The following is a 22350-nucleotide window of genomic DNA, read 5'->3' on the forward strand; positions in this document are numbered from 1 at the left end:
CCCATGTACGGGTTGGCGCGGCCCTTCCTGTTCGCCCTCGACGCGGAACGCGCGCACGGCCTTGGCCTGTCCTCGCTCGAAGCGCTGCACCGCCTGCGGCTGCAGCGCGTGCTGGGCGGCAGGCCGCGGCCGTTCCCGACGAAGGTGTGCGGGCTGCATTTCCCCAACCCGGTCGGCCTGGCCGCCGGGCTGGACAAGAACGGCGAGCACGTCGACGCGCTGCTGGGCCTGGGCTTCGGCTTCGTGGAAGTCGGCACTGTCACGCCGCGGCCGCAGCCGGGCAACCAGAAGCCGCGCATGTTCCGGCTTCCCGGACACCAGGCGATCATCAACCGCCTGGGATTCAACAACGATGGCGTCGACGCGCTGGTACGCAACGTCCACCGCGCGCGCCGCCGGGGCGACGGCCTGCTCGGCATCAACATCGGCAAGAACAAGGACACGCCCAACGCGTCCGCGCACACGGACTACATCCACTGTCTGGAGCGCGTGTACACGCTGGCCGACTACGTCACCGTGAACGTCTCCTCGCCCAACACCGCCGGCCTGCGCGAGCTGCAGGAAGAGCAGTCGCTTCGCCGCCTGGTGGGCGAACTGCGCGAGGCGCAGGAGCGACTGGCGGCGCGCCACGGCCACCGCGTGCCGCTGCTGGTGAAGGTCGCGCCCGACCTCAGCGACGAGGACATCGACGCCGCCGCGCGCGTGCTCGGCGACCTCGGTGTCGACGGCGTGATCGCCACCAACACCACGGTGTCGCGCATCGCGGTGCAGGACCATGCCCACGCGCACCAGAGCGGTGGCCTGTCGGGCGAGCCGCTGATGAACAAGTCCACCGCGGTGCTGCGCATGCTGCGCACCCGCCTGCCCGGCGACATCCCGCTGGTGGGCGTGGGCGGCATCCTCTCCGGCGCCGATGCCGCCAAGAAGACCGCGGCCGGCGCCTCGCTGGTGCAGATCTACACGGGCCTGGTGTACCGGGGACCCGCGCTGATCGGTGACTGCGTCGAGGCCATCCGCCGGCGCAAGGAAGCCCCCAGCCGCGGCAACCTCCCCAACCTGTGAACGCCGCGGCCATCGACACCGACACCGCCGCGCGCTGGACGCGCGACGCCGATCTGACCGGCCGCACCAGCCTGCGCGTGCCCGCGCGCGCGGCGTGGCTGGCGGAACTCGCCGATGAGGCCGCGCTGCCGTCGGTGCTTGCGGATCCACGGATCGCCGACGGCGAACTGCTGGTGCTCGGCGGCGGCAGCAACCTCCTGTTCGCCGCCGACCTCGACGGCGTTGCACTGGCCCTGACCTGCGATGCCGTGTCCGTGGTCGCCGACGATGGCGACGCCGTGATCGTGCGCGCCGGGGCCGGCCGCGGCTGGCACGACTTCGTGCTGCACACCCTGGCGCTTGGCCTGTCCGGGCTCGAGAACCTGTCGTTGATCCCGGGAACGGTCGGTGCCGCGCCGATCCAGAACATCGGCGCCTACGGCGTCGAGCTCGACCACCGCGTGCACGCGGTGGAGGCCTGGGACCGCGACGCGGGCGCCACGGTCCGCCTGGCCGCCGCCGACTGCGGCTTCGCCTACCGCGACAGCCGCTTCAAGCGCGAACCCGGGCGCTGGATCGTCACCGCGGTGGAGTTCGCGCTCACGCGCCGGCCGCGGCTGGAACTTGCCTACTCCGGCATCGGCGACGAACTGGCAGCCATGGGCATCGTCGCGCCCACGCCGGCCCAGGTGTCCGAGGCCGTCTGCCGCATCCGCAGGCGCAAGCTGCCCGACCCGGTGCTGCTCGCCAACGCCGGCAGCTTCTTCAAGAACCCGATCCTGCCGGCCGCGCAGGCCGCTGCCCTGGCCGCCGCACACCCGGGAATGCCCGGCTTCGACGCCGGCAGCCCGGGCCTGCGCAAACTGTCGGCAGCCTGGCTGATCGACGCCGCGGGCTGGAAGGGCCACCGCGACGGCGACGCCGGCGTCGCGCCCGGACACGCCCTGGTGCTGGTCAATCACGGCGGTGCCAGCGGCGCGGAGCTGCTGGGGCTGGCCCGGCGCATTGCAGGCTCCGTGCAGGCGCGCTTCGGCGTGGCGCTGGAGCCCGAGCCGCGCCTCATCGGCGCCGCCTGGTGAGCGCAGCGACCCTCAGTCCGCAGGCGCGTGCGGCGCTGTTGATGCTCGGCAGCACCAGCTTCTTCGCCGCGATGGCGGTGACCATCCGCCTGGCCTCGGCGGACCTGTCGACCTACCAGATCGCGTTCTTCCGCAACTTCTTCGGCCTGCTGTTCCTGCTGCCGTTCCTGTTCCGCGGCAGCTGGCGGCTGCCGCGCACCAAGCAGCTGCCGCGCTACGTGCTGCGCTGCGCGATCGGCGTGGGCTCGATGCTGTGCGGCTTCTGGGCGCTGGGGAACCTGCCGATGGCGCAGGCGGTGTCGCTGTCGTATGCCGCGCCGCTGTTCGCGACCGTGGCCGCGGTGTTCATCCTCGGCGAGACGGTGCGCCTGCGACGCTGGTCGGCGGTGGTGATCGGCCTGGTCGGCGTGCTGGTGATCGTGCGCCCGGGCAGCACCGACTTCAGCCTCGGCACCCTGGTGGCGCTGTCCGGCGCCCTGCTCTCGGCCCTGGTCGCGATCCAGATCAAACAGCTCTCGCGCGTGGATGCAGCCGACACCATCGTCTTCTACACCTACGTGTTCTGGGTGCCGATGTCGCTGGTGCCGGCGCTGTTCGCATGGGAGTGGCCGCAGGGCATCACCTGGCTGTGGCTGCTGCTGCTCGGCGCGTTCGGCACCGGCGGCCAGCTGCTGTGGACGCGGGCGCTGAAGATCGGCGAGGTCTCCGCGCTGCAGCCGATCAGCTTCGTGCAGCTGCCGCTGGTGGCACTGGCCGCATGGCTGCTGTTTGGCGAGGAGCCCACGCGCTGGACCCTGCTCGGTGCCGGCATCATCCTCGTCGCCAACGCCTACATCGCGCACCGCGAGGTGCAGCTGGGGCGACGCGCGGCGACTACGGCGCCCGCCGAGGCCACGAAGCCGACGGAATAGCGCGGCCGCGCGATCAGCCGCGGCGCTCGGCGTCACTCAGGTCGGCAGCAAGCTTGCGCAACGGCGGCGACAGGCGCTCCGGGTCGGCTGCCAGCAGCGGCGCGATCAGTTCCTCGCGCACCGCCCCGGCCTCGTCGGTGCGCCCGGCGTGGTCCAGCGCTTCGGCCAAATGGGCCGCGGTCCCGATCGTCATGTGGTGCTCGCCGCCGAGCGCGTCCCGGCGCTCGGCAAGAAGTTGGGCGAACGTCGTCGCGGCCGCTTCGTGGCTGCCGATCTCCGCCTGCGCTTCACCCAGTATCTGCAACGCCGCCTGCGCCTGGTGGTGGTGGCCGCCCAGGACTTCCCGCGCCAGCGGCACCAGCGGTGCAACCGTCGCCAGCGACTCTTCCGGGCGGCCGGACTGCAGCAGTGTGCCCGCCCGGTTGATCGCGATGAACACGGTGTCGGGATGTCCGGCGCCATGCAACCGGGTTCGCGCATCCAGCACTTCGGCCTGCAGGACCAGCGCACCCTCGTAGTCCCCGAGGCGCGCAAGGGCGGTGGAGCGGTTGAGCTTGGCGCGCAGCGTCGCGCGATGGCCCTGGCCATGAACGCGCTCGAGCGCCCCGATCACGTCCGCGCCCAGCCTGAGGGATTCCTCCAGCTCGCCGGCGTCGGCCATGAACGCGGCCAGGTTCTCGCGCGACGCAAGGGTCATGGCATGTTCCGCGCCCAGCTGGCGCGTGCGCAGTTCGATGATCCTGCGCTGCAGCTCGATCGCGCCTTCGCTGTCGCCGGTCATCATCCGCATCGGCGCGATGTTGTGGAGGGCATTGGTCGTCTGCTGCGCTTCGGGGCCGGACACGCGCTCGTGGATCGCCAGCAGCCGCTCCATCGACGCCAGGCCGGCCTGCGGGTCACCCATCCGCGTCTGCAGGACGGCGAGTCCATTGAGGATCGACGTGGACACGGGAGCTTCTTCGCCCAGCGCGGCGACGGCGCGCGCATGCAACGCTTCCAGCCGGCCCCGGGCCTCGGCACGGTCCCCCATCGAAGCCATGACGTCGGCACCGGTCTGTTCGATCTCCAACCGGATCGGATCGTCGACCGGCAGTGCCGCCGCAAGTACAAGCGCGTCGTCGATGACCCTGCGTGCGCCCTCGGGATCGGCCGATGCCAGCAGTGACTCGGCCTGATCGCGACGTGCGGCCAGGGTCGCCGGAGCGCCGGGGCCGAGCTCGCGCGCGCGGATATCCGCGACGCGGGCATGGCTGCGCGCTGCCGCCGCCTCAAGACCCAGGGCCTTGCGCACGCCGGCAACCGACTCGGTCAGGTCCGCATCGAGCAGTGGCTGCCCGGCGAAATCGCGCGCGATGGCGCCCTCGGCCCGGGCGAGGATGTTGCCATCCACCAGGCCTCGCGCAATGTCCGTGGTGTTGGCATGGAACAGCACCTCGTCGAGCGCCGCGGCCGCATCCGGCCCTGCCCGTCCAAGCTGCTCCCGCAGCCCCGCGGCCAACGCGCTGCCCATGGCCTCGATATCGACCTCCTCGAGCATGGACTGCTGGAACGCGGCCACTGTTTCCAATTGTGCGCTGCGCTCCTCCGCAATGGCGCGCTGCGTGCGTGCCTGCACCAGGCCGTGCACCGACATCGCCAGGCCGCCGACGAGCGCGACCACGGCCACCGCGGCCGCCGCGATGCCCGCGCGGTGCCTGCGGACGAACTTCCCTGCCACATAGCGTCGCGACGCCGGCACCGCGGCCAATGCGCGGCCATCAAGGAAGCGGCGGAGGTCGTCGGCGAAGGCCGCCGCCGAGGGATAGCGCTCACCGCGATCGTGCGCCATCGCGCGCGCGACCACCCAGTCCAGCTCGTGGCGGAGCAGGCGCCGCATCCGCGGCATGCTCACGCCCCGTCCCCGCGCCAGGCGCCGGCCCTCGGCAGGCGGCAGCGTATCCAGCTGCCGTGACGGCAGGCGCAGCGTGCGTGTCGTATCCGTCACGGTCTCGCCGGCAAGCGCCGGGCGCTGGCCGGTCAGGAGTTCGAACAGCACCACGCCCAGCGAGTAGACGTCGCTGCGGGTGTCAACGAGGGCCTGGTCGCCGGCCGCCTGCTCGGGGCTCATGTAGTCCGGAGTGCCCGCGATTTCCCGGCTCCCGGAGCCTCCGCCAACTGCTGCAGTGGCGATGCCGAAGTCGATGATCTTCGGCAACGGCCGGCCGTCGACCTCGTCCACCAGCAGATTGGCCGGCTTCAGGTCGCGGTGTATCACGCCCTTCTGGTGCGCATGCTGCACGCCTTCGCAGATGCCGACCAGCAGCCGCAACCGCTCCGCGAGCGGCAGCTGCTTTGCCTCGCAGTAGTCGGTGAGCGAGCTTCCCGCGATGAACTCCATCGCGAAGTAGGGCTGGCCGTCGGGCGTGGTGTCGGCGTCGAAGACCTGGGCGATCGCGGGGTGGCGCATCTGCGCCAGCATCTGCCGCTCGACCTCGAAATAGGCCAGGTGGCGGGCTTCCAGCCGCCGGCCGCGCATCAGCTTGAGCGCGACCGTGCGCCGCATCGGCTCCAGCTGTTCTGCGCGATACACCTCGCCCATGCCGCCGACGCCCAGCGGTTCCACGATGCGGTAGCGCCCGATGCGCGCGCCCGGTGGGAGCGTCGGGCCCGTGGCCACGCCGGCACCCTGCGTACGCGTGACCAGCAGTTCGGTGCGATCCGGATCGTCGTCAGCGTGAACCATTGTTTTCCCCCCGTTCGTGGAATCGTACCGCGTGTCCGCCTGCCGGGGCAGGCGTTACACTTGGCTGCTTATTCCAGGGGCGTCGCTATGGCGGACGACACCACCCAGCGCACCATGTTGAGCGCAGGCCCCACGCGGCCCGCGCCGCGTTCGGCGTGCCTGGTGGTGATCCACGGCGAAGGCCTGGGCCGGCGCGTCGACGTCGAGGACGCCCCGGTGCTGATCGGCCGTTCGCAGGATGCCGACCTCTGCATTGCCCACAAGAGCGTGTCCCGCGAGCACTGCAGGGTGTGGCGCGACGGCGACGCCTACCGGGTCATGGACCTCGGCGCGACCAACCCGATCCATGTCAACGATGCGCGCATCGACGAAGGCGTGCTCATCGACGGCGACCACGTCACCATCGGCGAGAGCATCCTCAAGTTCATCAGCCAGACCAGCGTCGAGGCGCGCTACCACGAAGAGATCTACCAGCTCGCCACCCACGACCCGCTGAGCGACCTGTCCAACCGCCGTCACTTCGCCGAGCTCGCCGACAAGGAGATCGCGCGCGCGGTGCGCCACGGGCGCGCGCTGGCGCTATGCATCATCGACGTCGACCTGTTCAAGCCGGTAAACGATCGCTACGGGCACATCGAGGGCGACGCCGTGCTGCGCAGGCTGGCAGCGGTGATCCGCAGCCATGTGCGCGACGACGACGTCGCCGCACGCATCGGCGGCGAGGAGTTCGCGGTGCTGTTGTGCGAATGCGACATCGAGGCAGCGGCGACCTTTGCCGAGCGCCTGCGGCAGGCGGTGGCGGCGACCCGGTTCCACCCCGGCGGCGACCCGCAGCAGATCACGGTCAGTATCGGCATCGCCACGCTTGCACCGGGGCGCGCGAGTCGCAGCAGCCTGATGGCCGCCGCCGATGCCGCGCTCTATCGCGCCAAGAACGAGGGCCGCAATCTGGTCCGCGTCGAGGACTGAGCGCTCAACCCGCCGGGGTCTTCGCTGGCCCGTGCACGCGGGTGCGGCCACGAACGCCGCCTGCGAACACCGCCATCGGAAGCAGCACGCCAAATATCAACGGAACGGCAGGGCGGTCGCGATGTGGCGACGCCCTGGCGACAGTGCGTTCGCCGGGCCGGAGCTCCGCGGAATCCTCAGTCGGCACGCACGGCCGCGCCGTAGCGGCGGTCGACATAGGCATCGACCAGGGCGACGAATTCATGCGCGATGTTGTCGCCGCGCAGCGTCACCGCCTTCTCGCCGTCGATGAACACCGGAGCCGCCGGCGCCTCGCCCGTGCCCGGCAGCGAGATCCCGATGTCGGCATGGCGCGATTCGCCCGGCCCGTTGACGATGCAGCCCATCACCGCCAGCGTCATGTGCTCGGCGCCGGGGCGGGTGACCTTCCACTCCGGCATCTTCGCGCGCACGTGCTCCTGCACCACCTTGGCCAGCTCCTGGAAGAACTCGGACGTGGTGCGGCCGCAGCCCGGGCAGGCGGTGACCATCGGCGTGAACGCGCGCAGGCCCATGGTCTGCAGCAGCTCCTGCGCCACCACCACTTCCTGCGTGCGCGGCGCGCCCGGCTCGGGCGTGAGCGAGATGCGGATGGTGTCGCCGATGCCTTCCTGCATCAGCACCGCCAGCGCCGCGCTGGAGGCAACGATGCCCTTGCTGCCGATGCCGGCTTCGGTCAGGCCCAGGTGCAGGGCGAAGTCGCTGCGCAGGGCGAGGTCGCGGTACACCGCGACCAGTTCCTGCACGCCGCTGACCTTGGCCGAGAGGATGATCCTGTCGCGCCCGAGGCCGAGTTCGACCGCGCGCTCCGCGGACTCCAGTGCCGAACGGATCAACGCTTCGCGCAGCACGCGGCCGGCGTCGCGAGGTTCGGCGCGCGCGGCGTTCTCGTCCATCAGCGCCGTCGCCAGGGCCTGGTCGAGCGAGCCCCAGTTGGCGCCGATGCGCACCGGCTTGCCATGCTTCATCGCAAACTCGATCAGCTGCGCGAACTGGGTGTCCCGCTTCCTGCCGAAACCGACATTGCCGGGATTGATGCGGTACTTCGCCAGCGCTTCGGCGCAGGCCGGCTCGCCGGCAAGCAGTTGGTGGCCGTTGTAGTGGAAGTCGCCAATGATCGGCACCTCCAGCCCCATCATCGCCAGCTTCTCGACGATGCGCGGCACGGCGGCGGCGGCGGCGGGATTGTTGACCGTGACCCGCACCAGCTCCGAACCCGCGCGCCAGAGCGCGGCGACCTGTTTCACGGTGCCGTCGATATCGGCGGTGTCGGTGTTGGTCATCGACTGCACCACCACCGGGGCGTCGCCTCCGACGGCGATCTTGCCCACCAGTACCTGGCGCGTGGCGCGCCGCGGCGCCGGGCCAAACGCCCATTCTTCGAGAGTGTGGGCGGCGTCCGCGTGGCGGGTGTCGGGGATGGCGTTCATCGTTCCATTTTAGGCCCCGCCGTGACGGTTGTTACCACGCGACTGTCCCCCAGTTCATTTATGACCCCACGACAAGGCCACGCCATGCCCGTTTTCACCGCCACCGCCACCATCGCCACCGCCGACGCCAGCCGCCTGATCAAGCGCCTGTGCACGCACTGGGCGCACAAGCTGGAGGTCAGCTTCGACGAAACCCAGGCCCGGATTGCCTTCGATGCGGACACCGTCGCGCACCTGGCCGCCGGACCCGCCGCCCTGGACGCCCGCATGGAGGCGCCCGACGAGGCGCAACTCGCCCGGATCCAGGAGGTGGTCGCCTCGCACCTTGAACGCATGGCCCGAGGCGAAACCCTGGAAATCAGCTGGCAGACGGCGCAGGGGGCCAGCTGAAGGGCTGGTGCGGAGTCCGCCATCGATCCGGCAGGGCTATAGCCGCTCCCACAACCGCCGCTATGGCTGCGAAGGTGTCCCCATGGCGGGTTGATGGGTACGGAGTGGGCATCAAGAGCAGCTCCGCTGCGACGCCCACGGAGTACCCATCGACCCGCCACTCCGCGACGCCAATCCGCGACACCACATCGCAGCGCCACAGCCCACGCCGCCCGCCCCCCGCGACACCGGTATCCTGACGGCATGCCCGCACCGCCTGCCGAGAACGTCCTCAGCCCCAGCCAGCTCAACGCCCTGGCGCGCAGCCTGCTGGAGGACGCCTTTCCTGTGGTGGTCGTCGAAGGCGAGCTCGGCAACCTGTCGCGCCCTGCGTCGGGGCACCTGTACTTCACGCTCAAGGACGCGCGCGCCCAGGTCCGCTGCGCACTGTTCCGGTCCAGGAGCCAGGGGCTGCGCTTCCAGCCGCGCGAGGGGCTGCGCGTGCTCGCGCGCGGCCGGCTCACGCTTTACGAGGCCCGGGGTGACTACCAGCTGATCCTCGATTCGCTGGAAGAGGCCGGGGAAGGCGCGCTGCGCCGCGCGTTCGACGAACTCAAGGCGAAGCTGCAGGCCGAGGGCCTGTTCGACGATGCGCGCAAGCGTCCGCTGCCGGCGTACGCGCGGCGCCTGGGCATCATCACGTCACCCTCCGGTGCCGCCGTGCGCGACGTGCTGAGCGTGCTTGCGCGGCGCTTCCCGCTGGTCGAGGCCGACGTGTTGCCGGTGCCGGTGCAAGGCGATGCCGCGGCGGCGCAGATCCGCGGCATGCTCGAGCGCGCGGCGGTCAGCGGCCGCTACGACGTGCTGGTGCTGGCGCGCGGAGGTGGCTCGCTGGAGGACCTGTGGGCGTTCAACGACGAGGCGCTGGCGCGTGCCATCGCGGCCTGCGAGGTGCCGGTGGTGTCGGCGGTCGGGCATGAGACCGACTTCACACTGGCCGACTTCGCGGCCGACCTGCGCGCACCCACGCCTTCGGTGGCGGCGGAGCTGGTGGTACCCAACGCGGTCGATGTGGGCACGCGGGTGCGCGGGCTGCAGCAGCGCCTGGGCGCGCTGCACCTGCAGCGCATGCGCGACCGGATGCAGCGCGCGGACCGGGCCTCACTGCGGCTGCAGGCGCTGGCGCCGCAGGCGCGGCTGAGCGCGCTGGGCGAGCGTCAGCTGCAGGCGCTGCGGCGACTGCACTCGGCCTGGCAAGCGCGCGATGCCGCGCTGCGCGCCCGCCTGCGCCATGCGGACGCGGTGCTGCGCGCGACCCGCCCGGAACGGCGGCTGGCGGTTCTGCGCGAGCGGCTGGCAGCGCTCGGGCCGCGCCCGCAGGCCGCGGTCGCGCGGCGCCTGCAGGCCGACACCCTGCGCCTGCGCGGCCTTGCGCGCTCGCTGCAGGCGGTGAGCCCGCTGGCCACCGTGGCCCGGGGCTACGCCATCCTGCAGCACGACGATGGCCGCGTGGTGCGCGGCACCGGCGATGTGGCGCCCGGGGACCGGCTCTCCGCGCGCGTGGGCGACGGCAAGCTGCGCCTGCGGGTGGAGCCTGGGGACAGCTGAGTCGCGCTGCACCGGTCCGCCCAGCGGGTGGCGCCACCGCGGCGCATGCCGGCCCGCAACCCCACCCGCCGTCGGTGGGCGTTGTCGCTCCCGTCCACCGACGGAGTCCACCATGAACCGCCACGCTTTCGCCGCCGCGCTCGCGGCCTGCCTGCTGCTTGCCGCCTGCCAGACTTCCCAATCCACGGCCGACAAGGCAGCCGACGCATCCGGCCCCACCCCGACCGCGCCCCGCCCGCCGGCCCCACTTGCCCCGCGCGCGCAGGAGCATGCGGCGATGCTGGATCGCGTCGAAATCAGCGGCGCACGCCAGCGGCTCATGGCCACGGCCCCGTCGCCGGCCATCATGCCGCCGCGCCCCTGGCCGCCGAACGATCCCGCCAACCGGGAGGAATACGCCGACACCGACGACAACCCGGTACGCCGCGCCTCCGAGCACCCCGTGTCCACGTTCTCCGTCGACGTCGACACCGGCAGCTACAGCAACGTCCGCCGGATGCTGCGCATGGGCGTGCGACCGCCTCCGGATTCGGTGCGCGCGGAGGAGTTCATCAACTACTTCAGCTACGGCCATCCGGCGCCCACGTCGCGCGACGTGCCGTTCCGCGTGACCACCGAGATCGCGCCTTCGCCGTGGGACTCCAGGCGCCATCTGCTGATGGTCGGCATCAAGGGCTACGACGTACCGAAAGCCGAGCTGCCACCGGCCAACCTGGTGTTCCTGGTCGACACCTCGGGCTCGATGCATTCGTCCGACAAGCTGCCGCTGCTGCGCAAGGCCTTTGCCGCGCTGACCGGGCAGCTGCGCGCGCAGGACAAGGTCTCGATCGTGGCCTACGCCGGCTCAGCGGGACTGGTGCTGCCGCCGACGCCGGGCGATCGCAAGGGCGAGATCCTGGCCGCACTCGAGCGCCTGCAGGCGGGCGGCAGCACCAACGGCGGCGCCGGCATCGAACTGGCCTATGCAATGGCGCGCCAGGGCTATGTCGAAGGCGGCGCCAACCGCGTGATCCTGGCCACCGACGGCGATTTCAACGTCGGCACCGTGGACCGCAAGTCGCTCGAAGCCCTGGTTGCAGACCAGCGCGGGTCGGGCATCGCGCTCACCACGCTCGGTTTCGGCACCGGCAACTACAACGACGCCATGGCCGAACGGCTGGCCGACGCCGGCGATGGCAACCACGCCTACATCGACACCCTGCTCGAAGCGCGCAAGGTGCTGGTGGAAGAGATGTCGGCAACGCTCCTGACCATCGCCCGCGACGTGAAGATCCAGGTCGAGTTCAATCCGGCGGTGGTCACCGAGTACCGCCTGGTCGGCTACGCCAACCGCATGCTGCGGGACGAGGATTTCGCCAACGACCGCGTCGACGCCGGCGACATCGGTGCCGGCCACGAGGTCACCGCGCTGTACGAGGTCGCGCTGGCCGGCTCGGGGGGCGAGCGCCTGCCCGCGCTGCGCTACGGCGGCAGTGCACCGACGGTCGCGCACGGCAGCGAACTGGCGCACCTGCGCATGCGCTACAAGCAGCCCGACAGTGACGGCAGCCGGCTGATCGAGGTGCCGCTGCCGTGCAGCGCGATCCGTGCCGAAGCCGGCCCTGCCTTGCGCTTCGCCGCCACCGTCGCGGCGTTCGCGGACGCCCTGCGCGGTGGCCACAACCTCGGCGAATGGGACTGGGATGCGATCGCCGCCGGTGCGCGCGCCAGCCGCGGCGACGATCGCTGGGGCCTGCGCGGCGAGTTCGCCGAGCTGGTCGAAGCCGGACGCGCGGCCACCCGTGGCGATGCCGCCCGCGACGGCAACTGACGCGATGGCCCTGCCCCGCCACCGCTCAGGCCGCGCCGCGGCGCTCGGCGGCGGGTGCGGGCATCGGCCGCCCGAACAGGAAGCCCTGGCCCATGGTGCATCCAAGCTGGCGCAGGATCGCGGCCTGGGCCTCGGTCTCCACGCCTTCGCCGACGCTGTCGATGCCCAGCGTGCCGGCCAGCGCCAGGATCGCGCGCACCAGGGCCAGGCTCTCGGGATGCAGGTCGTCGCCCAGACCGGCGACGAAGCTCTGGTCGATCTTCAGCGCGTGGATCGGGAAGCGGTGCAGGTAGGACAGCGCCGAGAAGCCCGTGCCGAAATCGTCGAGCAGGGCGAAGATGCCGCGCGAGCGCAGGGTCTTGAGCATGCGCAGCGCGCGCGGGGCATCGTCGAGCAGGGCGACTTCGGTGATCTCGATGCGCAGCCGCGCGGGCTCGGCTCCGGCGTCAGCGAGCATCTGCAACAGGCGTTCGGCGAAGTTGTCGGAGCGGAAATGCCGCGGCGACACGTTGATCGACACGTAGCCCTCGCGGTGGCGGGCCATCCACTCGAAGGCGCGCCGGTAGACCAGCCAGTCGACCTGTTCGATCAGGCCGCTGTCCTCGCCCACGCCGATGAACTCGCCCGGCGGCAGCGGGCCCCGCAGTTCGTGGTTCCATCGCAGCAGCGCCTCGTGGCCGACCACCTGGCCGGTGGCGAGGTCGACGATGGGCTGGAACCAGGGCTCGAAGTCGTCGGCAAGGATCGCGCGCCTGAGGTCGGCCTCGAGGTCGAGCAGCCGCGTGGCCTCGGCGCGCATCTCTTCGTCGAACAGTTCGCTGCGGTCGCGGCCGCTGGCCTTGGCGCGGTACATGGCGGCATCGGCGTCGCGCAGCAGGTCCTCGCCGTGGTGGTAACGCGGCTGCCACATGGCGATGCCCACCGAAGCCGAGGGAAACAGCTCGCGCCCCGCGATCCACATCGGCTTGCCCAGCTCGGCGAGGATGCGCGCCGACACGGCCTGGGCGGTCGCGTCGTCGCCGGCTTCGCCAAGCAGCACCGCGAATTCGTCGCCGCCCAGGCGCGCGACCACGTCGCCCTCGCGCAGCATCCGTGCGATCCGGCGCCCGGCCTCGATCAGCATCTCGTCTCCGGCGGCATGGCCGGCGCTGTCGTTGACCAGCTTGAAGCGGTCGAGGTCGAGGAACAGCACCGCGAACGGCCCGCGTTTCTGGGCCCGGGTCTCGGCGATCGCCGCATCGAGGCGGTCGAGCAGGTGGATGCGGTTGGGCAGCCCGGTGAGGTGGTCGTGGCGCGCCTGGTCGATCAGGCGCTGTTCGGCGCGCATGCGTTCGGAGACCTGCGCACGCAGCTCGCGGTTGGTCTCCTCCAGCTCCCGCGTGCGCGCGTCGACCCGGTCTTCGAGCTCGGCATGGGCGGCCTTGAGGTGGTCCTGCGACCGCTTGCGCGCAAGCGCGCCGCCGATGTGGTGCGCGACGAAGGTCAGCAGCTTCTGGTCCTGCACGGTAAAGGCGATGTGCGGCGAATAGCTCTGCACCGCGATCACGCCCACCGCCATCCCGTCGCGCAGCAGCGGCACGCCCAGCCAGCAGTGCGCCAGCGTGCCGTGGTGCTGGAGCTCGCCCGCGGCCTCCAGGCGCGCGATGACCACGCGGTCGGCCAGCAGCGCGCGGCCGCTGTTGATCACGTACTCGCTGAGCCCGCGGATCATCCGCCGCGGCTTGCGCGCGATGTCGCGCTCGTCCACCGAGTACGGGAACTCGATGTGGCTGCCATCGCCGGAGACCATGGCGATGTAGAAGTTGCGCGCATACAGCAGCTCGCCGACCACTGCGTGCAGGTCGCCATAGAAGCCCTCGACGCTGCCCGCGGTGAAGGACAGCTCGCTGATCCGGAACAGCGCGCGCTGCAGGCGCTCGGCGCGCTGGCGCTCGATGATCTCCGCCTGCAGCACCTCGTTGGCCTGCTGCAGCTCCCGCGTGCGCGCGACCACGCGGCGTTCGAGCTCGGCCTGGGCGTGCTTGCGGTCGAGCGCGGTGAGGATGTGCTGGGCCACGAACTCGAGCAGCGCGCGGTCCTCGTCGGTGTAGCAGTCGGGCTGCTCGTAGCTCTGCACCACGATCGCGCCGCTCACGCGCCCCTCGCGGCGCATGGGCACGCCCAGCCAGTCCGCGGCGTCGGGGCCGTGGGCGCTGTCGAGTTCGACCGCGAGGTGGTCCCGGATCAGTTCCGAAGGGCCGCGCAGCGGCTGGCCGTGCCGCAGCAGCGCCACGGTCAGGCTGTTGGGCATCGTCCCTACCGGCGTCTCGATGGCCGGCTGAGCGATCCAGGGGTCGAGGCGGTCGGCGAAATACAGGAAGCGCACGGTGCGGCGCACGTCGTCGTACAGGACGATGTAGAAGTTCGCGGCCGACATCAGGCCGCCGACCACGCCGTGGATGCGCTTGAGCATCTCCTCCATCTCGAGGCCCGAGCCCGCGAGGTCGGCGATCTCGTAAAGCGCCTGCTGCAGCCGCTCCGATTTGCGCAGCGAATCGATCCGGGCCTCGGCCTGCGCCGAGGCGATGGTGGCCGACACCAGCCGGCGTGCCAGGGCCCGCCACGCTTCGCGCGAGCCGGGCGTGAGCGGCTCGGGCAGGCGCGCGGCGATCGCGATCCGGGCCTCGCCCTCGGTCCAGGACTCGTCGATCAGCGCGCCGTCGGCATCGGCGTGCGCGCGTTTGCCGGACATGAGGTCACGGGCCCGCGTGCGCAGGGCCTCGGCCGCGCCTTCGACCTCGGAACTGCCGGCACCCAGGCGCTCGTCGTCCCAGCACACCACCACGCCCGACCCCGTGGGAAGGGATTGCGCCAGCATGCCCGCCAGCCCCGCGAGGTCGACCTCGCGCGGCGGCGCCAAAACCGGGATGTCCAGCATTGCCTGCACGCGCCGCGTCCCTTTGTCCAAACCTGTCCCACGGGCACAACGGCGGATCCGGCCGCACGCGGCAAGCAACCGCGGCCTCCCCATGCGACCCCGACCGACATGATGCCCGTCGCGACGCCCGCACGCACGGGCTTCCCGTGCCCACGCGCAACGCTTAACCTCGTGTGGATGGACACCCTGCCACCCCGCGAACACGCCGGTACCAGCGATGACGCGCTGATGCTGGCCTGGACCGGGGGCGACGTGGCCGCGTTCGAGGCTCTGTACGGGCGCCACCGCGAACGCCTGCATCGCTTCCTGCTGCGCCAGCTTCGCGATCCGGGCGTGGCCGACGAGGTGTTCCAGGACACCTGGCAGCGAGTGCTGGCGGCAGGCCGCGACTGGCGCCCGGAGGCCGCCTTCGCCACCTGGCTGTACCGGATCGCGCGCAACCGCATCGCCGACCACTGGCGCGCGCGGCAACACCGCCCGCCCGCGCCCGCCGATGCCGATGAACGCAGCCTCCGGATCGAGGACCCGGATACGCCCGAGCTGCGCATGCACGCCTTCCAGCGCAGCCGCGACCTGCAGCAGGCGCTCGACGCCCTGCCCGACGACCAGCGCGAAGTGGTGCTGCTGCGCCTGGAACAGGAGCTCACCCTGGAGGAGATCGGCGACATCACCGGCGTCGGCCGCGAAACCGTGAAGTCGCGCCTGCGCTACGCCATGGACAAACTGCGGGCCGCGCTGGCCGACCGCGACGCCGCCGTGGCCACCACCGGGGAGGCGACACCGTGACCCGGCAGAAACGACCCGACCCGCTGGAGCCGGTGGAACGCGAGCTGGCCGAGGCCCTTGCGCGCGCGGCGCCGCCGTCCGGTCCTTCGGCCGGGCTGGATGCGACGATTCTCGCAGCCGCCCGCAAGGTCGCCGCGGAGCGCGTGGACGACGCGGGCCGCGCAGGCGAAGGCAGCCCTGCGGCTGCAACAGCGCCGCCAGCCGCCGGCATCGGGCATCGCCGCCGCCGGCGGAGTCCGGCCTGGCTTCGCGGCGGCGCACTCGCTGCAACGGTGGTACTCGCCGTCGGCGTGGCCTGGCAGCTGCGGCCGCAGCTCGAGGTTGCCGGGCTGGGAGACGAAGCACCCGCTGCCACGGCGACGCCGGTTCCCGTCCATCCGGCCCCGGCCAATGATGCCGCTGGAGCGCCTGCCAGCGCGCGAATGCTCCGCGAACCGGCCCCGCCCGTCGCGCCGCCGCCTGCAGAGCAGCCTGCACCTTCCACGGAGCGCGCGGTCGTGACGCCGCAGGCCGTGGAGACGGTTGCTCCGCCATCGCCGGCCGTGGCGGCTCCCGCTCCCGCAGCCGACGTGTTCTTCGATCAGCCAGGCCGCCAGCCGGCGGCAGCGCGCGAAGCGGCCGCCACCGCCGTGGACAAGGCGGCGTCCGAACGCGCCGTGAAGTCCTCCCGCCCGGCCCCCCCGGACACCTCGGCTGCCCAGTCCACGGGTCCCGCACCCGCACCACCGGCACCACCGGCACCGCCCGCCCCACCCGCTGCGCCCGCTCCCACGCCGCTGAGGTTCCTGCAGGCCCTGCCGCCGCCGGAGCCCGCACCCGCTCCGGAAGCCGCCGAACGCGCGCGGTCCGCGGACCCGCAGGCCGGCCCGCAGCCGGTCGACGCCGAAGCGACGCACGACGAAGACTGGCTCGACCAGCCGCTGGACGACACCCCGCCGGCCTCGGTGGACTCGCCCCCGGTTCGAGAGGCCTGGCTGGCACGCATCCGCGAACTGGTCGCTTCCGAACGCTACGAAGAAGCACGCGCGAGCTTCGCGGAGTTCCGGCGTCGCCACCCCGGGGCCGCTGTGCCGGACGAGCTGCGCACGCTGCTGGGCGAGGAGTGAGCACCACCCTCGCCGCCCCGGCGGCGCACGAACTCGTGGTCAAGCACAGCCGTTTCCTTGCCAAGGCCGCGCCGGTGGAGGACACCGATGCCGCCGCAGCCTTCATCGCCTCGGTGTCCGTGCCCGACGCCACCCACAACTGCTGGGCCTGGCGCATCGGCAGCGACTACCGCTCCAGCGACGACGGCGAGCCCGCCGGCACCGCCGGCCGCCCGATCCTCGCCGCCATCGACGGCCAGGGCCTCGACGGCGTCGTGGTGGTGGTGACGCGCTGGTACGGCGGCATCAAGCTCGGCGCCGGCGGCCTGGTGCGCGCCTACGGCGGCACCGCGGCCGAGTGCCTGCGCACCGCCGAGCGGCGCGAGGTGGTGGAGATGGCCGAGATCGAAGTCGAATGTCCGTTCGCCGACCTCGCCGCCGTGCACGCAGCGCTGCCCGTCTTTGGGGCCGAGAAGCTGGGCGAGGACTTCGCCGCCGACGGCGTCCACTTCCGGCTGCGCCTCCCGGCCAGCCAGCTGCCGGCGCTGGCCAGCCACCTGCGCGACGCCACGCGCGATCGCGCGCGCGTGGGCGAACCATAGCCGCAAGGCATGGGCGACAATGGCCGGATGGCCCAGTTCGCGAACACCCCCACCCCGCCGCCGCCCGATGCGCGCGGCGGCGATCCCGCCGCCAAATCCAGGGTCCCGCTGTCGACGCTGCGTCCGCTGTGGCCCTTCCTGGCCCGGCACCGGGGCCTGCTTGCGGCTTGGCTGCTGGCGCTGCTGGCGTCGAGCACGGCGACCCTGAGCCTGCCGCTGGCCGTGCGGCGGATGATCGACGACGGCTTCGCCAGCGGCGCCGGCATCGACGCCGCCTTCGCGCTGCTGTTCCTGGTGACCTTCGCCCTGGCCATCGCCACCGCGGCGCGCTTCTTCTTCGTCTCACTGCTCGGCGAGCGCGTGGTCGCCGACCTGCGCACGCAGTTCTTCGGGCACCTGGTGGGCCTGGACCAGTCCTTCTTCGAACGCAGCCGCACCGGTGAGCTGGTCTCGCGCCTGACCGCGGACACCGAGCTCCTGCGCGGCGTGGTCGCCACCAGCATGTCGGTGGCCCTGCGCAGCGTGGTGATGGTGCTGGGCAGCGTCGCCATGCTGGTGGTGACGAGTCCGCGGCTGGCGGCCTGGACCCTGGTCGGCATCCCGCTGGCGGTGCTGCCGCTGGTGCTGGGCGGCCGCCGCCTGCAGCGCATCTCGCGCCAGAGCCAGGACCGCGTGGCCGATGCCAACGCGCTCGCCACCGAAACCCTGGGCGCAATCGACACCGTGCAGTCGCACGCCCGCGAGGGGCATGAGCGCGTCCGCTTCGGCGACGCCGTGGCGACGGCGGTGGCGGTGGCGCGCAAGCGCATCGGCGTGCAGGCACTGGTGACCGCGGTGGCGATCTCGGTGATCTTCGGCGCCATCACCATGGTGCTGTGGCTGGGCGCGCACGACGTCGCCGACGGCCGCATGAGCGCCGGCACGCTCGGCCAGTTCGTGCTCTACGCGATGTTCGGCGCCGGCTCGGTCGGCGCGCTGGCCGAGGTGTGGAACGAGCTGCAGAAGGCCGCCGGCGGCATGGGCCGGATCGGGGAGCTGCTCGACGAGCAGGCGACGGTGGTGGCTCCGAAGACGCCAAGGACCTTGCCGATGCCTGTGCGCGGCGCGGTCACGCTGCGCGACGTGGTCTTCCACTACCCCACCCGCCCGGACGCCGCGGCGCTGGAAGGCTTCACCCTGGACGTCGCGCCGGGTGAAACCGTAGCCCTGGTGGGGCCGTCCGGCGCAGGCAAGAGCACGGTGTTCGCGCTGCTGCAGCGCTTCCGGGACCCGCAGGCGGGCAGCGTATCGCTGGACGGCATCGACCTGCGCGAACTCGACCCCACCGCGCTGCGCGAGGCCATGGCCCTGGTGCCACAGCGTCCGACGATCTTCGCCGCCAGCGCCGCCGACAACATCCGCTACGGCCGCCTGGACGCCAGCGACGCCGAAGTCGAAGCCGCCGCGCGCGCGGCGGAGGCGCACGAGTTCATCAATGCCCTGCCCGAAGGCTATGCGTCCGAGCTTGGAGAGCGCGGTGCCCGTCTCTCCGGCGGCCAGCAGCAGCGGGTGGCGATCGCCCGCGCCCTGCTGCGGGACGCCCCCGTGCTGCTGCTCGACGAAGCCACCTCGGCGCTGGACGCCCAGAGCGAACGCGCCGTGCAGCACGCGCTCGAACGCCTGATGGAAGGCCGCACCACGATCGTGGTCGCGCACCGCCTGGCCACCGTGCTGCGCGCGGACCGCATCGTCGTCATGGACCACGGCCGCATCGTCGCCGAAGGCACACACTCCCAACTGCTGGCGCAGGGCGGTCTGTATGCCGAACTCGCGCGGCTGCAGTTCCTGGATGCCGCGCCCGTGGTTGAGAGCTGATTTTTGGCCACGGATTTACGCGGATTACGCGGATCTGGCTGGGGCAAGATTGTTGCCAACAACCAATCTAAAAACTGGTGCAGGGCGCGGTGACAACACTGGCCTCAGCCAGATCCGCGTAATCCGCGCAAATCCGTGGCAAAAGCTTTTACCCCGCCCCCCTGACCATGATCGAACCGTCGTCGAGGTCGGTAGGAAGCGTACCCAGGGCGAGGCCATGGTCGGCACCGAGGCGGCTGCGGCAGAAGGCTTCGGCGATGGGGCTGCCGGCACGCAGGAGCACCGAGGCCTGGAGGGCGAGTGCCAGGCGTTCGACAAGCATTCTGGATCCGGCTTCACTGGCGGCTGAAAGCATGTCCGGCAGCCCAGCGACCAGAGCGTCGAACGCGGGGTGCAGGCCGTTCGCAGCATCGAACTCCACACGCAGCGCTTCGGCAGTTTCCGGCTCCCGCGACAGCGCGCGCAGGACATCGAGGCACTGGATGTTGCCGCTGCCTTCCCAGATGGAGTTCAGCGGCGCCTGGCGGTAGAGCCTCGGCAGCAGCGATTCCTCGATGTAGCCGGCGCCACCGAGGCACTCCTGCGCCTCGTTGACCACCGCCGGGGCGCGGCGGCAGATCCAGTACTTGCCGATGGCGGTGGCGATGCGTGCGAACGCGGCCTCGCGCGGATCGTGCGTGGCGGCGTCGACCGCACGCGCCACGCGCATCGACAGCGCCAGCGCCGCTTCGGCCTCGATCGCGATATCGGCCAGGACGTTGCGCATCAGCGGCTGGTCGGCGAGCCGCTTTCCGAACGCGCTGCGATGGCGGCAGTGATGCAGCGCCTGCGACAGCGCCATCCGCATCAGCCCCGCCGAGCCCAGCATGCAGTCCAGGCGGGTGAGCATCACCATCTGCAGGATGGTGGCGACACCGCGGCCCTCGTCGCCCACGCGCCAGGCCATTGCGCCCTGGAACTCGACTTCGCTGGAGGCATTGGACCAGTCGCCGAGCTTGTCCTTCAGCCGCATCAGGGTGAAGGCGTTGCGGTCGCCGTCGGGCAGGCGGCGCGGCATCAGCAGGCAGGTGAGGCCGCCCGGCGCCTGCGCCAGCACCAGGAAGCCGTCCGACATCGGCGCCGACATGAACCATTTGTGCCCGACGAGCGTGTACGCGCCTTCGTCCGCGCTGGGCGTGGCCGTGGTCTCGTTGGCGCGCACGTCGCTGCCGCCCTGCTTCTCGGTCATGCCCATGCCCAGGGTCACGCCGGGCTTGTCGCCGATCGCCACGTCGCGGGCGTCGTAGCGGCAGGCGGCGACCTTGTCCGCCCACTCGCGCAGAGCGGGTGCCTGGCGCAGCACCGGCATCGCGGCGTGGGTCATCGTCAACGGACAGCTGCTGCCGGGTTCGGCCTGGTAGTGCAGGTAGGCCAGCGCCGCGCGCGCAACGTGTGCGCCGGGTTCTGGCCGCGCCCACGACAGGCCGGCCACGCCGTGCGCGATGGCCAGCTCCATCACCCGGTGGTACGCGGGATGGAACTCGACGCGGTCGATGCGATGCCCGGCGGCGTCGTGGCTGCGCAGGCGCGGGCGATCCCGGTGCGCCTCGTGCGACAGCGCCAGCAGCTCGCCACCGGCCAGCGCGCCGTAGGCCGCGACTTCGGACCGGAAGCCATCCCCGCCCTCGCGCACCAGCGCCTCCCGCAGCGCCACGTCATCCCGCCAGAGATCCCGCCCCCCAAACTCCGGCGGCTGATTCAACACCTCATGCATGCCGAACACCTCGGTCCCGCTCCTTTCCAGGCCCACGCCGCATTCTTACCCGATTGCCCGATCCACCCCAAGAAAGATCCGTGCAATCCGTGGCAAAAAAGAAGGTTCTTCTCCCAAGGCCGGAGCCGGGGGACATGAGCGGCAGCAGGCATCGTGCCGCACCGCCGCCAAGCGCCCCGCGCCCGCCTCCCGCTTCACGGAACCAGTACGAAGCGCGACCCCTCACTTGGGAGATGAACCAAGAAAAAGGGCCCCGGAAACCCCGGGACCCTGGAACAGGAAATACTGTAACTGCGTACCGCTTACGCGACAGCCGCAACCCCTGCGGCCTGCGCGCCCTTCGGGCCCTGCGTGACTTCATAGCTGACGCGCTGGCCTTCCTGAAGGCTGCGGAAGCCCGTCGAATCGATCGCCGAGTAGTGCACGAACACGTCCGCGCTGCCGTCTTCGGGAGCGATGAAGCCGAAACCCTTGGCGTCGTTGAACCACTTCACTGTGCCGTATTGCATGACTCTTTCCACCTCGTCTGGATACGATTGCGCATGCCGACCTGCAAGGGACCGGGCATACGCTGCCCGAGTATGCAAAGGCTTCGGGCGGGGCGCAATCACCCCGCCAGCATCGCTCCGACCAGGTCCGGCAGGCCCGAAGACGCCGCGGCGACGTTCGCGAGCACGTCTTCCAGCGTGATCACCTCGTCGACCTGCGGCCCCGCGCCGGCCGCCCAGTTGGCGACAACGGCCAGGCAGGCGTAGTCCAGTCCAAGCTCGTGGGCGAGCCCTGCCTCGGGCATTCCGGTCATTCCGACGAGGTCGCAGCCGTCGCGGCGCATGCGCGAAATCTCCGCGCGCGTCTCCAGTCGCGGGCCCTGCGTCGCGCCGTAACAGCCGCCGTCGACCAGTGCCACGCCGGCGGTCGCCGCCGCATCGATGATCCGGCGGCGCAGCGACGGCGTGTAGGGATCGCCGAAGTCGACGTGCAGCACTTCGGTCCCCGGCTCTTCGCAGAAGGTCGAGATGCGGCCCCAGGTGTAGTCGATGAGCTGGTCCGGACAGGCGAGCACCCGCGGCCCGAAGTCCTCGGTGATGCCGCCCACGGTGTTGAGCGCGAGCACGCTGCTGGCGCCAAGCGATTGCAGCGCGGCGAGGTTGGCGCGGTAGTTCACGAGGTGCGGCGGCACCGAATGGCCCTCGCCATGGCGTGCCAGGAAAGCAACGCGGTGACCGGCGATGCGGCCCACGCGCACCGGGCCGGACAGCGCGCCGTAGCGCGTGACCGGCTGGTGGGTCTCGACATCTTCCAGCCCGGCCAGCTGGTACAGGCCGGTGCCACCGATCACCGCAAGGGCGACGGGTTCATCGATATGCGTGGACAC

Annotated in this window: 17 protein-coding genes; 11 read left to right on the forward strand and 6 right to left on the reverse strand. The window is 71.5% G+C overall.

The genetic code is table 11. The features are described from left to right. Positions 1-3: 3 nt before the first annotated feature. Genes E2169_RS02990 through E2169_RS03000 form a run of 3 tightly spaced genes read left to right on the forward strand, consistent with a single transcriptional unit; the run spans position 4 to position 3031 of the window. On the forward strand, positions 4-1062 hold the full coding sequence (locus E2169_RS02990; RefSeq protein ID WP_132985107.1) for a quinone-dependent dihydroorotate dehydrogenase: 1059 nt from the start codon (positions 4-6) through the stop codon (positions 1060-1062). After that, positions 1059-2120, forward strand: a complete 1062-nt coding sequence (gene murB / locus E2169_RS02995) for a UDP-N-acetylmuramate dehydrogenase (RefSeq protein ID WP_229659102.1) — start codon at positions 1059-1061, stop codon at positions 2118-2120. Before E2169_RS02990 ends, murB begins: the two co-directional genes overlap by 4 nt. Positions 2121-2161: 41 nt before the next feature. Further along, positions 2162-3031, forward strand: coding sequence for a DMT family transporter (locus E2169_RS03000; protein WP_132985464.1), 870 nt, complete (start codon positions 2162-2164; stop codon positions 3029-3031). Positions 3032-3044: 13 nt separating this feature from the next. On the opposite strand, the gene E2169_RS03005 is transcribed toward E2169_RS03000, so the two are convergent. Further along, a complete protein-coding gene (locus E2169_RS03005) occupies positions 3045-5753 on the reverse strand; it encodes a serine/threonine-protein kinase (RefSeq protein WP_132985108.1) in 2709 nt (902 codons plus the stop codon). A gap of 87 nt (positions 5754-5840) precedes the next feature. Between E2169_RS03005 and E2169_RS03010 the strand changes: the two genes are divergently transcribed. Beyond that, a complete protein-coding gene (locus E2169_RS03010; RefSeq protein ID WP_132985109.1) occupies positions 5841-6722 on the forward strand; it encodes a GGDEF domain-containing protein in 882 nt (293 codons plus the stop codon). A gap of 176 nt (positions 6723-6898) precedes the next feature. Here the strand turns inward: E2169_RS03010 and ispG are convergent, their stop codons facing one another. Continuing rightward, positions 6899-8191, reverse strand: coding sequence for a flavodoxin-dependent (E)-4-hydroxy-3-methylbut-2-enyl-diphosphate synthase (gene ispG / locus E2169_RS03015; protein ID WP_132985110.1), 1293 nt, complete (start codon positions 8189-8191; stop codon positions 6899-6901). An 84-nt stretch (positions 8192-8275) separates the two neighbouring features. Between ispG and E2169_RS03020 the strand changes: the two genes are divergently transcribed. From E2169_RS03020 to E2169_RS03030, 3 genes are all read left to right on the forward strand, one after another. Further along, positions 8276-8581, forward strand: a complete 306-nt coding sequence (locus E2169_RS03020) for a DUF2218 domain-containing protein (protein WP_132985111.1) — start codon at positions 8276-8278, stop codon at positions 8579-8581. 243 nt (positions 8582-8824) lie between these two features. After that, positions 8825-10168 carry an exodeoxyribonuclease VII large subunit gene (gene xseA / locus E2169_RS03025; RefSeq protein WP_132985112.1) on the forward strand — a complete coding sequence of 448 codons (1344 nt, stop codon included), beginning with the start codon at positions 8825-8827 and terminating at the stop codon, positions 10166-10168. 112 nt (positions 10169-10280) lie between these two features. Next, positions 10281-11978 (forward strand): vWA domain-containing protein, encoded by a 1698-nt coding sequence (locus E2169_RS03030; RefSeq protein WP_132985113.1) that lies wholly within the window; start codon positions 10281-10283, stop codon positions 11976-11978. A 25-nt stretch (positions 11979-12003) separates the two neighbouring features. Here E2169_RS03030 and E2169_RS03035 read toward each other — a convergent pair whose 3' ends face one another. Further along, positions 12004-14895, reverse strand: a complete 2892-nt coding sequence (locus E2169_RS03035) for an EAL domain-containing protein (protein ID WP_132985465.1) — start codon at positions 14893-14895, stop codon at positions 12004-12006. A gap of 177 nt (positions 14896-15072) precedes the next feature. Between E2169_RS03035 and E2169_RS03040 the strand changes: the two genes are divergently transcribed. From E2169_RS03040 to E2169_RS03055, 4 genes are read left to right on the forward strand one after another with little or no spacing between them, the layout of a single operon-like run. Beyond that, positions 15073-15681, forward strand: coding sequence for an RNA polymerase sigma factor (locus E2169_RS03040; RefSeq protein WP_165942317.1), 609 nt, complete (start codon positions 15073-15075; stop codon positions 15679-15681). Further along, positions 15678-16787: a hypothetical protein gene (locus tag E2169_RS03045; RefSeq protein ID WP_132985114.1), complete on the forward strand. Its 1110-nt coding sequence runs from the start codon at positions 15678-15680 to the stop codon at positions 16785-16787. Before E2169_RS03040 ends, E2169_RS03045 begins: the two co-directional genes overlap by 4 nt. Beyond that, positions 16784-17368: an IMPACT family protein gene (locus E2169_RS03050; RefSeq protein WP_132985115.1), complete on the forward strand. Its 585-nt coding sequence runs from the start codon at positions 16784-16786 to the stop codon at positions 17366-17368. The genes E2169_RS03045 and E2169_RS03050 overlap by 4 nt, the downstream gene beginning before the upstream one ends. 27 nt (positions 17369-17395) lie before the next feature. Continuing rightward, complete coding sequence (locus tag E2169_RS03055) at positions 17396-19222, forward strand: ABC transporter transmembrane domain-containing protein (RefSeq protein ID WP_132985116.1); 1827 nt, start codon at positions 17396-17398, stop codon at positions 19220-19222. 148 nt (positions 19223-19370) lie between these two features. Here E2169_RS03055 and E2169_RS03060 read toward each other — a convergent pair whose 3' ends face one another. The 3 genes from E2169_RS03060 to E2169_RS03070 form a co-directional block, all read right to left on the reverse strand. Then, a complete protein-coding gene (locus tag E2169_RS03060) occupies positions 19371-20975 on the reverse strand; it encodes an acyl-CoA dehydrogenase family protein (protein WP_132985117.1) in 1605 nt (534 codons plus the stop codon). A gap of 302 nt (positions 20976-21277) precedes the next feature. Beyond that, positions 21278-21484, reverse strand: coding sequence for a cold-shock protein (locus E2169_RS03065; RefSeq protein ID WP_132985118.1), 207 nt, complete (start codon positions 21482-21484; stop codon positions 21278-21280). 98 nt (positions 21485-21582) lie between these two features. Further along, on the reverse strand, positions 21583-22338 hold the full coding sequence (locus E2169_RS03070) for an S-methyl-5'-thioinosine phosphorylase (protein ID WP_132985467.1): 756 nt from the start codon (positions 22336-22338) through the stop codon (positions 21583-21585). Positions 22339-22350: the final 12 nt, after the last annotated feature.

Source organism: Luteimonas terricola, assembly GCF_004352845.1.
Lineage (GTDB): Bacteria > Pseudomonadota > Gammaproteobacteria > Xanthomonadales > Xanthomonadaceae > Luteimonas > Luteimonas terricola.